The organism is Methylobacterium sp. EM32 (genome assembly GCF_040593685.1).
In the GTDB taxonomy this organism is placed as follows: domain Bacteria; phylum Pseudomonadota; class Alphaproteobacteria; order Rhizobiales; family Beijerinckiaceae; genus Methylobacterium.
Map to the genome: position 1 here is coordinate 32,925 of NZ_JBEXZS010000215.1, position 15,539 is coordinate 48,463.

The 15,539-nt window shown below is 70.8% G+C and carries 15 protein-coding genes and 1 pseudogene; 5 read left to right on the top strand and 11 right to left on the bottom strand.

Features of this window, described 5'->3' with window-relative positions; all coding sequences use genetic code 11:
- Window positions 1-149: 149 nt before the first annotated feature.
- The 9 genes and pseudogenes from ABZT49_RS27995 to ABZT49_RS28035 all read right to left on the bottom strand — a co-directional run bounded on the left by ABZT49_RS27995 (window position 150) and on the right by ABZT49_RS28035 (window position 7,317).
- Entirely contained in the window at window positions 150-503 is a 354-nt protein-coding gene (locus ABZT49_RS27995; protein WP_407943586.1) for a hypothetical protein, read from the bottom strand.
- Window positions 493-1,179, bottom strand: coding sequence for a hypothetical protein (locus ABZT49_RS28000; RefSeq protein WP_355290970.1), 687 nt, complete (start codon window positions 1,177-1,179; stop codon window positions 493-495). The genes ABZT49_RS27995 and ABZT49_RS28000 overlap by 11 nt, the downstream gene beginning before the upstream one ends.
- A complete protein-coding gene (pqqE, locus tag ABZT49_RS28005) occupies window positions 1,176-2,327 on the bottom strand; it encodes a pyrroloquinoline quinone biosynthesis protein PqqE (RefSeq protein ID WP_355290971.1) in 1,152 nt (383 codons plus the stop codon). The genes ABZT49_RS28000 and pqqE overlap by 4 nt, the downstream gene beginning before the upstream one ends.
- A gap of 19 nt (window positions 2,328-2,346) precedes the next feature.
- A pseudogene (gene pqqC / locus ABZT49_RS28010) lies at window positions 2,347-3,428 on the bottom strand (pyrroloquinoline-quinone synthase PqqC).
- 131 nt (window positions 3,429-3,559) lie between these two features.
- The gene (gene pqqB, locus ABZT49_RS28015; protein ID WP_355290973.1) at window positions 3,560-4,459 is read right to left on the bottom strand and encodes a pyrroloquinoline quinone biosynthesis protein PqqB; all 900 of its coding nucleotides are present in this window, start codon (window positions 4,457-4,459) and stop codon (window positions 3,560-3,562) included.
- Between the two features lie 19 nt (window positions 4,460-4,478).
- A complete protein-coding gene (gene pqqA, locus ABZT49_RS28020; protein ID WP_048451225.1) occupies window positions 4,479-4,568 on the bottom strand; it encodes a pyrroloquinoline quinone precursor peptide PqqA in 90 nt (29 codons plus the stop codon).
- Between the two features lie 119 nt (window positions 4,569-4,687).
- The gene (pqqA, locus tag ABZT49_RS28025) at window positions 4,688-4,777 is read right to left on the bottom strand and encodes a pyrroloquinoline quinone precursor peptide PqqA (RefSeq protein ID WP_048426854.1); all 90 of its coding nucleotides are present in this window, start codon (window positions 4,775-4,777) and stop codon (window positions 4,688-4,690) included.
- Between the two features lie 220 nt (window positions 4,778-4,997).
- A complete protein-coding gene (locus ABZT49_RS28030; protein ID WP_355290976.1) occupies window positions 4,998-5,702 on the bottom strand; it encodes a response regulator transcription factor in 705 nt (234 codons plus the stop codon).
- A gap of 22 nt (window positions 5,703-5,724) precedes the next feature.
- Window positions 5,725-7,317, bottom strand: a complete 1,593-nt coding sequence (locus ABZT49_RS28035; RefSeq protein WP_355290977.1) for an ATP-binding protein — start codon at window positions 7,315-7,317, stop codon at window positions 5,725-5,727.
- 522 nt (window positions 7,318-7,839) lie between these two features.
- On the opposite strand from ABZT49_RS28035, the gene ABZT49_RS28040 reads away from it, so the two are divergent.
- The 3 genes from ABZT49_RS28040 to ABZT49_RS28050 all read left to right on the top strand — a co-directional run bounded on the left by ABZT49_RS28040 (window position 7,840) and on the right by ABZT49_RS28050 (window position 11,381).
- Entirely contained in the window at window positions 7,840-9,783 is a 1,944-nt protein-coding gene (locus ABZT49_RS28040) for a hypothetical protein (protein ID WP_355290979.1), read from the top strand.
- A gap of 38 nt (window positions 9,784-9,821) precedes the next feature.
- On the top strand, window positions 9,822-10,871 hold the full coding sequence (locus tag ABZT49_RS28045; protein ID WP_355290981.1) for a M12 family metallopeptidase: 1,050 nt from the start codon (window positions 9,822-9,824) through the stop codon (window positions 10,869-10,871).
- 210 nt (window positions 10,872-11,081) lie between these two features.
- Window positions 11,082-11,381: a hypothetical protein gene (locus ABZT49_RS28050; protein ID WP_355290983.1), complete on the top strand. Its 300-nt coding sequence runs from the start codon at window positions 11,082-11,084 to the stop codon at window positions 11,379-11,381.
- On the opposite strand, the gene ABZT49_RS28055 is transcribed toward ABZT49_RS28050, so the two are convergent.
- Window positions 11,365-12,369, bottom strand: coding sequence for an NAD(P)H-binding protein (locus tag ABZT49_RS28055; protein WP_355290985.1), 1,005 nt, complete (start codon window positions 12,367-12,369; stop codon window positions 11,365-11,367). The genes ABZT49_RS28050 and ABZT49_RS28055 overlap by 17 nt on opposite strands.
- Window positions 12,370-12,460: 91 nt before the next feature.
- On the opposite strand from ABZT49_RS28055, the gene ABZT49_RS28060 reads away from it, so the two are divergent.
- On the top strand, window positions 12,461-13,342 hold the full coding sequence (locus ABZT49_RS28060) for a LysR family transcriptional regulator (protein ID WP_355290987.1): 882 nt from the start codon (window positions 12,461-12,463) through the stop codon (window positions 13,340-13,342).
- Window positions 13,343-13,360: 18 nt separating this feature from the next.
- On the opposite strand, the gene ftsY is transcribed toward ABZT49_RS28060, so the two are convergent.
- A complete protein-coding gene (gene ftsY, locus ABZT49_RS28065) occupies window positions 13,361-14,758 on the bottom strand; it encodes a signal recognition particle-docking protein FtsY (protein WP_355290988.1) in 1,398 nt (465 codons plus the stop codon).
- 98 nt (window positions 14,759-14,856) lie between these two features.
- Between ftsY and ABZT49_RS28070 the strand changes: the two genes are divergently transcribed.
- Window positions 14,857-15,539: RluA family pseudouridine synthase (locus tag ABZT49_RS28070; RefSeq protein WP_355290994.1), on the top strand; the 683-nt coding region annotated here is incomplete at its 3' end.

A 15,539-nucleotide genomic window follows, 5' to 3' on the forward strand; every position in this document is an offset into this window, starting at 1 on the left:
GGCGGCCGCGCGGATCCCCGGCCGCCGGCCGCATCGGCGCATCCCGGGGCGATCGCCCCGGCGGTGATGCGCAAGATCCGCTTTGTGTCGCCGCGGGATGGGCATGGAGCCCGTCGCCCGCGCCATCGGTCATCGGCTGCCGGGCCGGGTCAGTTCGCCGTCGGCCGGTAGCAGCGGATCTCCGCCTCGGCCTGGGCCCGGCGCAGCTCCGCCACCTTGTCGTCGAACATCTTGGTCGAGCGGAACTCGTTGGCGCGCTGGCCGATGCCCTGGCGCATCCCGAGGATGGTCGAGGCCTGGACGTACTTGTCGTAGGGCAGGAGCGCCGCGATGGCGTCGATCGAGCAGGCGCATTTCGTCAGCGCCTCGCGGGTCTGGCCGTTGGCCGCCATGCAGCCGAACACGTAATCGGCCCGCGCCTCGGTCGGATAGTCGTTGTCGTCGGCCCGCGCGGCGCCGGCCGCGACCAGCGCGCCGCCCGCGATCAGGGCCTTAACCAGCATTTGGTTCATAGGTCAGCGTTTCCTGCAGCAGAATCCCGCCCTCCGGGCTCGTCGCCCGGGCGTCGATCGAGACGATCTGGCCGGGCACCGCGCTTGAGACCACGAAGGTGTAGGTCAGGCTGTCGAAGCCGCGCAGGCGGTCGCGCACCGGATCGTCGGCGAGGGGCCGCGCCACCACGCGCCAGCCCGGCGTCTTCGCGCCCTCCACCTCGACCTCGGCCGGGGTCACGCTCGCGCTCTCGCGGAGCGCCCGCCGGATGGCGTTCTTGATGTAGCGCGGGTTACCCTTCAGCACCTTGGCGAGATCGTCGAGGTGGTGTTCGAGGAAGCGCACCAGCACGGGGTTGCCCGGTACGTCCTCGTAGGTCGCGGTCGGCATCCGGCGCTCGCCGGAGAACATCTCGACCTTGAGGTTGCGATTCTCCGGGTTCGCGCCCGGTGCCACCTCCTCGCGGATGCGGTCCTCGACCGGGGGGCCGAAGGGCGCGCCGTCGATGCCGCTGAAGCGGGTGTAGCGGTAGGTCAGGGGCCGGCCCGGCGGGGCGTTGGCGAGCTGGTTGGTCTCGAACAGCAGCGCGGTGGCGTTCGGTGGCGATCCTTGGGGGGCTGCGTCTTGCGCGAGGACTGGCCCCCCGAGGAGGACGGAGAGGATGGCTGCCAGGACGAGGCGTCTCACACGGGCGCTCCCTCGGGGATGGCGGCGCGGGGCGCGCCGCCGATGGTGCGGTACTGGTAGTCCGGCGCGGTCTCCAGCGCCGATTCGGCGATCGCCAGGGCCTGCACCTTGCCGTGGAGGGGCGAGAGCGAGCAGGCCGGGTCGGTGGCGGCGGCGTCGCCGGCGAGCGCCAGGGCCTGGCAGCGGCAGCCGCCCCAATCTTTCTCGCGCCGGTCGCAGGAGCGGCAGGGCTCCTGCATCCACGCGGTGCCGCGATAGGCCCGGAAGGCCGGCGAGTCGGCCCAGATCTCAGCCAGCGAATGATCCTGGACGTGCCAGAATTCGAGGCCCGGAATCGTCTCGGCGGCGTGGCAGGGCAGCACCTTGCCGGTCGGCGTGACGTTCATCAGCCGCCGGCCCCAGCCGCCGGCACAGGCCTTGGGGTACTTGGCGTAGTAATCCGGCACCACGAGGTCGATGACGAGCTGACCTTTGAGCCGCTCGCGCGCCTCCTCGACGGTGCGGATCGAGCGGTCGACATCGGCCTTCGCCGGCATCAGGGCGGCGCGGTTGACGTAGGCCCAGCCGTAATACTGGGTATGGGCCACCTCCAGGCGCTTGGCGCCGAGGCGGACCGCGAGATCGATCAGGGCCGGCACCTCGGCGATGTTGCCGCGGTGGATCACGGCGTTCAGCGTCAGCGGCAGGCCGAGCGCCGTCACCCGCTCGGCGAAAACGAATTTTTGCGGCTGCGCGTTCTTGAGGCCGCCGATTCGCTCGGCATTCCCCGCCTCGACCGCCTGGACCGAGAGCTGCACGTGGTCGAGTCCGGCCTCGGAGAGGGCGTCGAGCTTGTCGAGCGCGCCCGCCACCCCGGAGGTGATCAGGTTCGAGTACAGGCCGAGTTCGGCGCAGGTCCGGGTGATGGCGACGATGTCCTGCCGCGCCGTCGGCTCGCCGCCCGAGAGGTGGACGTGGAGGACGCCCAAGCGCGCCGCCTCGGCCAGCACCCGCTGCCAGGTCGCCGTGTCGAGCTCGGCCGAGCGCCGGTCGAGCTCGAGGGGGTTCGAGCAGTAGGGGCAGCGCAGCGGGCAGCGATGGGTCAGCTCGGCGAGAAGCCCGATCGGGGCCGGCAGGGCAGGGGGGCTGGCATGTGTGACGGCGTTCATGACTGTCCCTCCCGGGGGCTCACGCCGCCGGCACGGTCTCGAGCACGCGCTTGAGCAGCAGGCCGTCTAGCATGGTGATGACGTCGGGCTCGATGACGCCGCGGTCGGTCTCGTATTGCTGCGCCAGCGCCTCGGCGATGGCCCGGATGCTGCGCGCCCCGTCGACGAGGCTCAAGACCGCCACGGCGTTCTGGTCGAGGTCGAAGGTGCGCTCGGGCGCCAGCAGCACGTGGGCGTCGCGCACCGTGTCGTGGCGCAGCCGTACGCCGCGGGGCAGGCGCGGCACGCTGTCGGGGGTCAGGCTCATGCGCCCGCTCCCGTCCGCAGACCCTCGCCCGGGCGCCAGGCATCGGGCGGGATCATCCCAGGGGACACGTAGGCGAAGTAGAGCGCGTCGAGCTGGGTCCACAGCACGCTGCACTTGAAGCGCAGCGCATCGAGGGCCTGGGCCTGCTGCTCCGGCGTGATGGCGTGGCGCTTGACGTAATCGAGGGCGAAATCGGCGTCCCGCGGCGCCTGGGTCAGGCGCTTGTCGAAGTAGGACAGGGTCTCGCGGGTGATGAAGTCGTAGTTCTTCAGCATCCCGGACACCCGCTCCGAGATGATGGTCGGCGAGAACATCTCGGTGAGCGAGGAGGCGATGGCCTCGAGCAGCGAGCGTTCGCCGACGAAATGCACGTAGGCCTCGACCGAGAAGCGGGTTGCCGACAGGATCCCCCTGGTCGAGAGCACGTAGTCGCGGTCGAAGCCGACGCCCTCGGCGAGCTTCAGCCAGCGCTCGATGCCGCCGTCGCCCTCGTGGTCGCCGTCATGGTCGACGATGCGCTGGCGCCAGATGCGGCGCAAGCTCGCGTCCGGCAGGCGCGCCAGCAGGGTGGCGTCCTTCACCGGGATCATCGCCTGGTAATAGTAGCGGTTGAGCGCCCAGGCCCGGACCTGATCCTTGTCGAGCTGGCCGTCGTGCAGCAGGCGGTGGAACGGATGCAGGTTGTGGTAGCGCCGCGCCCCGATGTCGCGCAAGGCCGCTTCGAGTTCGTCCGGGGAGAGCAGGCGGTCGGTGGGCTCGCTCGGGCTCACGGACAGGGCGAGGGAGGCGGTCATGGCGTCCTGGCGTTTCCGGTTTCTTCGTTGTCGGCGGTCCCGTCGAACCGGAGATTGATCCGCCGCGAGGAGGGGTCAAGGGGGACCAAAGTGATTGGAAAGCCGGAGACGGAGGGCCGACCGGGCGCCGCTCACAGCCGCAACGCCAGCCCGTCCTGCGCCACGACCCACCCCGCCGCCTCGATAGCGCGGCGCTCCTCCGACCCCTCGACCAGCACCGGATTGGTGTTGTTGATGTGGACGAAGACCCGTTGCCCGATCGGCACGTCGGCGAGCGCCGTCACCGAGCCACCCTCGCCGGTCATCGGGACGTGGCCCATGCGCCAGCCGGTCTTGGTGCCGACCCCGGCCCGGATCATGTCGTCGTCGGCGAGCACCGTGCCGTCGAACAGGAGCGCGTCGGCCCCGGAAATCCGCGCCTTCAGCCCGTCCGTGACGCGGGCGCAGCCCGGCACGTAGGCGAGGCGCTTCCCCGAAGCCTCGATCATCGCCCCCACCGTGCTCTCGGTCTCGGCGCCGATCTCGGGCAGGCCGTCCTCGAGCCAGAGCGGCACCTTGCCGGGGACCGGGAACAGGGTGACCGTGAGGCCCGGCACCGGCGCGAAGGGCCGGTTCAGCGCGATCTCCACGCGCTCCACCACGCCGGACGCCATCACGTCGAAGACGCGGTTCGCCCCGATGGAGTCGAGGATGCCGCGCGTGGCGTGCAGGCGGAAGGGCTGGCCCTCGCGCAGGGTGAGGAGGCCCGCGACGTGATCGACGTCGCCGTTGGTGAGCAGCACCGCCCGGATCGGCGAATGCCGCAAGCCTTCGCGCGGGTGCAGGGCCGGCGTATCGAACAGCTGCTGGCGGATGTCCGGCGAGGCATTCACCAGGAGCCAATGGTCACCGTCGGCGGAGACGGAGAGGCTCGACTGGGTGCGGGGCAGGACCCGGCGGTCGCCCGCCCGGGCCATGGCACAGATCGGGCAGCGGCAGTTCCACTGCGGCACGCCCCCGCCCGCTCCGGATCCCAGAACGATGGCGTGCATGGTCGACCGTCGATCCCGCTCAGTTGAAGGGATCGATCTCGGCGGACTCGTACGACGTGACTTCCATGCCGACGCAGATCTCGGCGACGACGGGCAGCGACCACTTCATGGCGTTCCTCCTTCGACTTCGGCGGACGGTCCGGCTTGTGGCGCCGGGCTTCTTGCAAAAATGTCCGTGCCGGGCGCCGTCCGGCGAGAGACCGCCGGAGGCGCGGATCAGGCGAGCCCTTAGTTGAAGGGATCGATCTCGGCGGACTCGTACGAGGTGACTTCCATGCCGACACAGACCTCGGCGACGACGGGCATCGACCACTTCATGGCGTTTCTCCTGGGCGGCGGAAACCTCTAAGAGGTTCCTAAGACTTTGAGATGACAGTGTTTTCCGTCACCCCGGGATATATCGGCAATCGGCGCCCGGAGCGCAAGCGCTATTTTGCCGAATCCCCGGCACGGACGGGGCGCGGCCTTCTCAGACCGGTCTTATTGTGCATGACGGCCAGGGATTTAGCCAGTATCGATTGCGCCCGAAACAATTTCGTCACTGGCGGAATCCCGCCTCGTGCAGGTCGAGCATGAAGCCGCGGCCGCGCACGGTGACGAGGCTCGGGCCGCCGGCCCGGACGATGTCGGCGAGCTTGGTGCGCAGGTAGCCGACATAGACGTCGACCACGTTGAGGGAGAGGCCGCCCTGGCTCGCCCAGAGCCGGTCGAAGATGTCGCCCCGGGTGACCGGGCGGCTCGCCTGCTCCATCAGGACCGCCAGCAGCTCGGCCTCGCGCTGGGTCAGGCGGGCGGTGACCTCGCCGAAGCGGACCTGCCGGGTGGCGAGGTCGAGGGAGAGGCGCCCGGCGCTGAGGAGGGTGCGCGACTCGCCGGTCACGCGGCGCCGCTGCAGGTGGGTGCGCAGGCGCGCGAGCAATTCGTCGAACACGAACGGCTTGACGATGTAGTCGTCGGCCCCAACCGCCAGGCCGTCGACCCGGTCGCCGACCTCGTCCTTGGCGCTCAAGAACAGGATCGCCCCCGGATAGCCGCCCTCGCGGAGCGACCGGCAGACGTCGTGGCCCGAGCCGTCGGGCAGCATGTTGTCGAGGAGCACCGCCTCCGGCACCCGCTCGCGGGCCGCCGTCAGCGCCTCGTCCACGCCGCCGGCGACGTCGACGGCGAATCCCTCGGCGGAGAGGCCCCGCGCCAGCATGGCGCGGATGTCGCCGTCATCCTCGACGATGAGCACGCTCGTCATGCGTGCCGTTCCGGTCGCCCGGTCATGCCGCATCCTCCCTCGTTTCCTCGCCGGGCAGCTCCAGGGTGACCCTGGCGCCAAAGTCCCGGCCTCTTGGATCCCCCGATTCCAGGCGGATCACCCCATCATGGCGCTCAACGACCCAGCGCGCCAGAGCGAGTCCGATGCCGAAGCCCGCCGGCGCCGGCCCAGGTCCGTCGCCGCGGCGGAAGCGCTCGAACAGGGCGTCGGCCTCCGCCGGAAAGCCCGGGCCGTCATCGGTCACCGTGACCGAGGCGCCGCTGCCGCTCGCGGTGAAGCCGACGCTCACCCGGGTCGCGCCAGCGGCGTGGCGGAGCGCGTTGTCGATCAGCCCCTCGACGATCTGGCGCAGCCACTCGGCATCGGCCGGCACCTCCAGGTCGGCGGCGCTCGGCTCGAGGATCAGCGCGATGCGGCGGCGCCCGGCTTCCGGCGCGCAGCTTTCCACCGCCTCCGCCAGGATGGCGGCGAGGCTGACGGGCCTGAGTTCCAGCGCGATCTGGCCGGATTCGGAGCGGGCGACCCGCAGCATGTCGCCGACCCGGCGGTGCAGCCGCAGGGCCCGCTTGCGGATCGTGGCGATGACCGGCCGGAAATGATCCGGCGTGTCGGGGGAGCGGGCGGCAAGGTCGCACTCGCCGAGGATCACGGTGAGCGGCGTGCGCAACTCGTGGCTGACATCGGCGAAGAAGCGCCGGCGCGAGCGGTCGATTTCTTCCAGCCGCGCATTGGCGCCGCGCAGGTCGGCGGTGGCACGCGCCACGATCTCCTCCAGGGCGGCCCGGTCGGCGGCGACCCGGGTCTCGCGGCGCTTCAGCCGCGCCGCCATCCGGTTGAAGCTGGCGACGAGCAGGCCGAGCTCGTCGCGGCTCGCGACGGTCAGGCGGGTGTCGAGCTCGCCCCGGCCGATCGCCGCGGCGCCGGCCCGGATCGCATCGATCCGGCGCAGGATCGGCCGCGTCAGGCTCTGGTGCAGCAGGACGAGGAGCAGCACGATCACCAGGGCCGCCGCCACCGCGACGCCGCGCATCCGGGCCGCCAGGGTCCGGACCTCCGCCGCGGAGGCCTCGACCGCCCGGCGCTCGGCCTCGACCAGGAAGGTGAGGGGCTGGCCCGTCACCGCCCCAAAGGCGTTCAGCGCCCCCCGGATCGCGTCGGCGCGCCGTCCGGAATCCGGCTCGCGCTGGATCTGCGCCACCTGCCGGTCGAGCATGGCGCGGGCGGCGCGCAGGCGGGCGAGCGGCCGGGCCCGTGCGGTGTATTGCATGCGGTCGAGGACGCCGCCGGCCCCGGCGACCGCCCGACTCAACCCTTCGTCGACGGCGTTCAGCGCCCGGTCGACCTCGTTGCGGGCATTGGTCAGCCGCTCGGGCCGGCCCGGATTGTCGCTCACCGCCTCGACTGAGGCGAGGCCGAACTCGGTCAGCCGCCCGGACAATTCGGCGATCAGCTCCAGCCGCACCTGCGCGTCGAGCGTCGCGTCGAGGGTGCGCTCGGCCGCGTGCATCGCCCCGTAGAGGCCGAGGGCCGCCAGCACCACGAGGGCAGCCGCGCTGCCGACGAGCAGGCCGAAGCGTATCCTGAGCGATCCCATTCCTGGCTTGGCCCTCCCACTTGGCCCTCCCAGCTCGCCGGCCATCCTGCCACGGGATCGGGAGGGGGGGCGACCCGACTCTTGCGCGAGGTCCCGCGCCGCCGGAAGGCGGCCCGACGTGACGCACATTCGAGAGAATGGACCTCCAACAGTGGGGCGGCCATGGACTGCACAAAACCGATGTTCGTCCCGATGTTCAATTTGACCACATGCACCAAGTGATGCATGATGTCAGTGAGATCATTCAAATATCTCGCAGATGCGAAAAGCCTCGCCGGCGTTGATGCTCTATCCTTCATACAAGAGATTGATGCAGTGACGAGATATAAGCTCACGAATAAAATCATAGAGAGATGGATTAAAACAAATGTCATATATTCATAATATTTATTTGATATATTCGGCATTAAAATCTGCCGTATTTCATGTCGCTTTTCTCTTCGATTGTCCTGTGGGGACCGCGTCGCGTCCGATGGCCTTGACGCTCGGCGTCAGGTCCCATTCCGCTGGGGAGCCGCGCTGATGCCGCCCGGACCGCTCGGACCCGCCGATACGACAGAGTCGAATGCCGCGGCCGCCAAGACGCGAGGTGCGCTCACCGCTGCGGCGCCCCACCCGAGCGGCCTGCCGCGCGGCGGCTACTTCACCGTGGATCCGGTTTTTCTCGGTACCGCCAGCACTCAGCCGTACCAGCGCACGTCCGACGATCCGGTCTACCGGCCCCTGCGCATTTTCGCGCTCGATCCGTCCGCCAGCCGTCTCGATGGTGCGATCGCGACCATCAACCTCGCCTACGAGACGCTGCGGCCCGGGCCGCGCGGGGCCGTGCTCGAAGTCGCGGACTGGGACGAGACGACGGGGACCGAGCATCCGCGCCTCGATCTCGACGACCACAAGGTGCTGATCCGAAACGGGCGCGAACCGTCGATCACGGACCTCCAGTTCCATCAGCAGATGACCTACGCCGTCTGCAGCTCGACCTATAACGCGTTCCGCAGCGCGCTGGGTCGGGACCCCTCCTGGGGCTTTCCCGCCCGACCGGGGGAGACGCGGCCGATCCTGCGCCTGCGGCCCCACGCCTTCAGGGGCCAGAACGCGTTCTATCAGCCGCAGACCGGCGAGATCCACTTCGGGTACTACGACGCCGCGACATCCGTCAGCGGCCACAACCTGCCATGCGGCGAGATCTACACCTGTCTGTCGCATGACATCGTGGTGCACGAGATGGCGCACGCCCTGCTGGACGGCCAGCGCCGGCGCCTTCTGCTCCCGACCCATCGGGACGTCGCCGCCTTCCACGAAGGCTTCGCCGACCTCGTGGCGATCCTCACGCGCTTCTCCTACCGCGACGTGGTGCGCGCCGCCATCGAGCGCTCGAACGGCGACCCGCTGACCGATGCGCTCCTCCTCTCCGTCGCGTCGCAATTCGGCCAGACCACGGGGCAGGGCGCCTCCCTGCGCAGCGGGATCGAGCGCAAGGGCCTGGCGAGCAACGGGGCGGACGACCGGCCGACCTCGTACGAGGAGGCGGGCACGGAACCGCACCGCCTCGGCAGCGTGATGGTCACCGCGGTCTTCGAGGCCTTCGGCACGCTTTTTCGCCGCCGGGTCGCGGCCTATCGCCGGCTGGCGCGCCACGCCCCCGCCGGCAGCACGGATCCGGAACTCTGCGATATCCTCGGCGAGGAGGCGAGCCGGCTCGCCCAGCAATTCCTGTCGATCTGCATCCGGGCGCTCGATTACTGCCCCCCGGTCGATCTCCGCCTCGGCGAGTATCTCCGCGCCCTGGTGACGGCGGATTACGATCTCGTTCCCGACGACCCGCTCGCCTACCGCGAAGCCTTGATCTACGCCTTCGCCCGCCGCGGCATCTATCCGCCCGACGTGCGCAGCCTGTCCGAGGACGCCCTGCTGTGGCAGGGTCCGGAGCTCAAGCTGGAGCCGATCAAGGACCTGCATTTCGGCAATCTCCGCTTCGCCGGCGATCCCGGGCGCACGGCCGATGCCGGCGAGCTGCGCCGGCAGGCTGAAGCGCTCGGCGCCTACGTCATGCGGCCCCGGATCGCGCGCGAATTCGGCTGCGCCCTGCCGGGCGATCCCGACCTGCGGGGCGACCGCGTCGAGCCGGCCGAGATCTGCTCGATCCGTTCGCTGCGCCGCATCGGGCCGGACAAGGCGGTCAGCTTTGACCTCGTCGGCGAGATCGTCCAGCGACGTTGGCTGTCGCGGCCGGGACAGACCCCCGTCGAGGCCCTGGGCGGCGCGACGGTGATCATCGGGGCCGATGGCCGGATCCGCTACGTCATCCGCAAGAGCGTGACCGATGCGCGCCGCATGGCGGCGCATCGGGACCAGGCGCTCGCGCGCCAGGACTACGATGAAGACGGCTCGTGCTGCCGCCTGCGGCAGACCTCGCTGCGCGCGCTTCATCAAAACCGGACAGCGGTCCGCCCGGAGCGGCCCTGACGCACCGCGAGAACGCGGCAACAGGAGGAGACGAGCAGATGAGCGGCCACAAGAAGGAGCTGCAGCGGGCTCTCGCGAAGATCGCCAGGATCGCCCGGGAGGCCGCGGAGGGCATGGTCGAGGACAACGGCGATCCCCAGACCGAAGCCGGTCCATTCCACGACGACGAGGACGGCCCGGGTATCGGCTGCAGCCTCCGGCAATTGCCCGAGCACGCGCTGCTGCGAGCGGCCCGCACGGCGATCCAGATCAATCCCGCCAATGGGCTCAACATGGCGGCCATGTCCAGCCTGGGGCTCGATCCCGGCGTGCTGGATCCGCAGAACATCGCCGTGCTCACGTCGAAATACTGGGGGCCGAAGCCGCGCCAGCTCACCGTCGGTTTCATGGACGGCGCATCGGGCGAGCTGCGCCAGAAGATCGTCTCGAACCTGAACGCCTGGAACCGCTGCGGCGGCATCTCCTTCGTCGAGACGCAAGGCGTCGGACAGGTGCGCATCTCGCGCGAGGGGGCCGGCTACTGGTCCTATCTCGGCACCGACATCCTGCACATTCCGACAGACCGGCCGACCATGAATCTCCAAGGATTCACGGTGAACACGCCGGATTCGGAATACCGGCGGGTCGTCCGGCACGAGGCGGGCCATACCCTGGGCTTCCCCCACGAGCACATGCGCAAGCAGCTGATCGCCCGCATCGACCGCCAGAAGGCCTACGACTATTTCTGGCAGACGCAGCGGTGGAACCGCGCAATGGTCGACGCGCAGGTCCTGACCCCCCTCGGCGACAGCACCATCATGGGCACACCATCGGATGAAGATTCGATCATGTGCTACCAGCTGCCGGGTTCGATCACGACGAACGGCATACCGATCCGCGGCGGCCGCGACATCAACAGGACCGACTGCGCCTTCTGCGCACGCATCTACCCGAAGACCGGCTCGTCGGCCGGCGCCATGCCGGACGATTCCGACTCGCCGCCGGACGCGCCCAGGGGCATGCGCACCGGGATCACCGGGATCGCCGCGTACGATCTCGGCCACTGGGGTCGCGACGAGGCCGTCGAGCCGGACCCATCGCAATTCTAGGACAACATTCGCCGAAGCGGCCACCGGCTCCGTGACGGAACGATGTGAGACCAGGACCCCAAGCAGGATCGCGCCACGCGATCCGGCTGCGGCTTTGACTTTTATCCGCGTTCTGCGACGAGTCGGTGTCCGCCCTCATCCGCTGACGGTCCACCGGATGACGGTCGATCCGCCAGGGGGCCGGCCTGGCTGGTCGCACCGATGCCGCGATTGATCGACGTGCCGTCGCAGACGGCTCTCCCTGCTGCGATCTCCCTGCGCATGGGCGATGTGCTGCTGGTCCGTGCGACCGGCGGCGCGGTGGCGGCCGGGGACGCGGTCGAATGCCTGGGCGCGCTCGGCGCCGCCGCGCTTCATCCGGATGGCAGCGTGCTCGCCGCCATGGGCGGTCCCGACGCGGTCGTTTTCCGGGCTCGGGCACCGGGGCGGGCGACGATCGAGGTGGTTCGCGGTTCGTCGCCGGGAGGGCCTTCCCGGATCACCACCGTCTCCGTCAGCGTCGCTCCCTGACGATTGCAGGCACGACGGGCGAACGATCGTCGATCGGGCGACGCGGGAGGCATCCCAGGCTGGTCAGCGTCTCGCGCACCGCCTCGTCCAGCGGCGTGTGCGGCTCGGCCCCCAGGAACGCCACCAGCCCGGCATTGCTCATCCGCAACGGCTCCCGCCACAGGTAGCGCATCTCGCGGATCTCGCGTGCCAGTGGCCAGACCGGAGCGGCCAGCGGCAGGAGGCCCCAGGGGAAGCGGCGCACCCGCACCCGGCGGCCGACCACGCGGGCGATCGCGGCGATCATCTGCCGGCCGTCCGGGTCCCAGTGGCCGTCCAGGTTGAAGGCCGCGAAGCGGGGAAGCTCGGTCTCTCGGGCGGCCAGCCGCACCATGGTCTCGGCGACGTCGGGCAGGTAGGCCCATTGGTGGCCGATCCCCGGCGTGCCGGGATCGAGGACCGTGCGCACCGGCCGGCCCGGCCGCACCAGGGCTGAGGAGAACCAGGAATTGGCGGTGGTGCGCGGTCCGAAGAAGTCGCCGGCCCGCACGATCAGGCTGCGTATCCCTGAGTCGCGCAGGCGCTGCTCCATGGCGATGCGGATGCGGCCTTTGGGCGTGCGGGGCGTCTGGGGGGCGTCCTCGCCCGGGTTCTGGCCGGCGTCGCGGCCGTAGACGTAGACGTTGCCGGGCAGGAGCAGGCGGGCGTCGACGGCTTTGGCCGCCGCGATCGAAGCATCGAGCATCGGCAGGACCAGCCGGTCCCAGTCGCGGTAGCCCGGCGGGTTGACCGCGTGGACGATCAGCGACACCCCCGCTGCCGCAGCAGCCACATCCCCGGGCACCATCGCGTCGCCCTGCCGCCAGGCGAAGCCATCCGTCTCCCGCCGCACCCGGGCGGGATCGCGGTGCAGCGCCCGCACGGTCCAGCCATCCGTTGCCAGGCGCCGCGCCACCGCGCCGCCCACCCCGCCCGTCGCGCCCAGCACCAGGGCCGTCCTCGTCGTCATCGCGCGCTCCTCGTTCGCCACGAGGGTGATGTGCCAGGGCGTCGAGGATACGAAAATTGCCGAAGTCCGGCGATCGGCTATACGGTTTCGCATGACCGAGCCGAGCTGGGACCATTACCGCGCCGCACTCGCCGTGCTGGAGGAGGGCTCGCTCTCCGGCGCGGCGCGGGCGCTCGGCCTGACCCAGCCGACCCTCGGCCGGCAGATCGCGGCCCTGGAGCAGTCCCTCGGCGTCGCCCTGTTCACCCGCTCGCCTACGGGCCTGTCACCGACCGGGGCGGCCCTGACCCTGGCGCCCTACGCCGCGTCCCTGAAGGCGACGGCGGAGGCCTTGCGCCGGGCGGTGACGGCGGAGGCGGAAGGGCTGTCGGGCCGGGTGCGGATCACCGCCTCGGAGGTGGTCGGCGCCGAGGTGCTGCCGCCGATCCTCGCCGCCCTGCACGCGCGCCATCCCGGCCTCGCCCTCGACGTGGTGCTCTCCGACCGGATGCAGGACCTGTTGCGGCGCGATGCCGACATCGCGATCCGCATGGCACCGCCGACGCAAGCGGCTCTGGTGGCGCGCCGGGTCGGCACGGTGGAGTTGGGTCTCTACGGGCATCGCCGCTACCTCGACCGGCGCGGCGTGCCCGAGCATCCGGCGGATCTCGCCCGCCACAGCGTGATCGGCTTCGATGCCGAGACGCCGTTCCTGCGCGCGATGATGCGTGCGGCGCCCGCCCTCGGCGAGACGCCCTTCGCCTGGCGCAGCGACAGCACGCTGGCGCAGCTCGCGGCGCTCCGGGCCGGCTTCGGCCTCGGCGCCTGCCACACGGCGCTCGCCGCCGGCGACCCGGACCTGGTCCGGGTGCTGCCGGAGCTGGTCTGGGCGCTGCCGACCTTCGTGGCGATGCACGAGGACCTGCGCGCCTTGCGCCGCTGCCGGGTGGCCTTCGACGCGCTGGCGGAGGGGATGGCGGCGTATTGCGCGTAAGTGGGGGCGCCTTTCGGCTCACCCCTTGTCCAGTCCCGCGATCGCCCGGGCGAAGTCCCGCGCCGCGAAGGGCTCCAGGTCGTCGACGCCCTCGCCGACGCCGATGTAATGCACCGGCAGGCCGAACTTGGCGGCGAGCGCCACCAGGATACCGCCCCGTGCCGTGCCGTCGAGCTTGGTCATGACGAGGCCGGTGACCCCCGCCATCTTCTGGAAGGTCTCGACCTGGCTGAGCGCGTTCTGGCCCACCGTGGCGTCGAGGACGAGGAGCACGGCGTGAGGCGTCTCGGCGTCGAGCTTGCGGATCACCCGGATCACTTTCTCCAGCTCGGCCATCAGCCCGGCCTTGTTCTGGAGCCGGCCGGCGGTGTCGATCAGCAGGATGTCGGTGCCGGCGTCGCGGGCGGCCTGGAGGGCGTCGTAGGCGAGGCCTGCGGCGTCCGAGCCCTGCGGGCGGGCCACCACCGGCGCGCCGGTGCGCTCGCCCCAGACCCGCAGCTGCTCGATCGCCGCGGCCCGGAAGGTGTCGCCGGCAGCCAGCATCACGCTGTGCCCCTGCGCCCTGAACTTTTGCGTGAGCTTGCCGATCGTCGTGGTCTTGCCGGCGCCGTTGACGCCGATCATCAGGATCACGAACGGCTTCTTCGTCGTGTCGATGACGAGCGGCTGCGCCACCGGGTCGAGGGCGCGCTCGACCTCGGTGGCCAGGATCGCCCGGACCTCGTCGGGGGCGATGCCCTTCTCGTAGCGGCCCTTGCCGACGGCTTCCGCGATCCGCGTCGCGGTCTCGAGGCCGAAATCGGCCTGGATCAGCGCGTCCTCCAGCTCCTCCAGGGTGTCGGCATCGAGCTTGCGCTTGGTGAACAGCCCGGTCACCCGGTCGGACAGGGCCGAGGAGGTGCGCTTGAGGCCTCCGGTCAGCCGGCCCCACCAGCTGCGCTTCTCCGCCGGCGCCTCTGTCTCCGCCGGGGGCTGGTAGATCACGAGCGCGGCGGGCTCGGCGTCTTGAACCTCGGGCTCCTGGATCCCGGTCTCGTCGATCGCGGGCTCCGCGACCGTCGTTTCCTCCACTTCTGGCTCGGGGGCCGCGGGCACCTGGCCTTCCGGTTGCATGCCCTCGACCGGCTCCAGGTCGGCGCCGGCCAGCTCGTCGGGCAGGTCGTGCGCCGGCTCGGTGTCGGGCGAGGCTTCGGTCACGGTCGGCGGCGCCGGCAGCACCTCGTCGGCACCGGTGGCGAAGTCGGGCACGCCCTCCGACAGGGTCCCGGTCGGCTCCGTCGGCATCGTCCCGGCGGTATCGGGCGCGGCATTGGTCTCGGGAGCCGCGGCGGGCGTGTCGGCGGGAGTCTCCGCCGGCGTCTCGGCCTTGCGGCCGAGCCATCGGCCCAACCAGCCCGGCTTCTTGGTGTCACTCATCCGCACTTGCTCCCGACCCACCGGACGATCTAGGGCGGCCTGCCCCGGACTTCGCCCGCATCCGCCGCCACTGCGACAGGCCCATGATTGAAAGGCCCATGATCGTCGACGACATACTCTCGCGGCTCCTCTACCGCGATGCCCTGGTGCTCGTCATCGACAAGCCGGCGGGATTGCCGGTCCATCCCGGGCCGAAGGGCGGCGAGACCCTGACCCAGCACCTCGACGCCCTGCGTTTCGGCCTGCCGCGCCGCCCGGAGGCCGCCCATCGCCTCGATCGCGACACCTCCGGCTGCCTCGCCCTCGGCCGGCACGCCAAGGCGCTGGCCCGGCTGAACGCCTTGTTCGCGCAGGGTCGGGCGGAGAAGACCTACTGGGCGTTGGTCGAGGGCGGCCCGTCGGAGGAGACCGGCGAGATCGATCTGCCGCTGATGCGCCGCTCCGACGATCCGCGCAGCTGGTGGATGAAGACCGATCCCGCCGGCGATCCGTCGCTCACCCGCTGGCGAGTGATGGGGCGCGATCCGGCCGCCGGCCGGACCTGGCTGGCGCTGACCCCGGTGACCGGGCGCACCCATCAGCTGCGGGTGCATTGCGCCGCGATGGGCTGGCCGATCCTCGGTGATCCGATCTACGGCAGCGCTCCGCGCCAGGGCGGGCCGGGGCTGCAACTCCACGCGCGGGCGCTCGCCCTGCCGCTCTACCCGAAGAAGCCGGCGATCACGGTCGAGGCGCCGGCGCCGGGGCATATGCGGGAGGGGTTGCGGGGGTGCGGGATGGG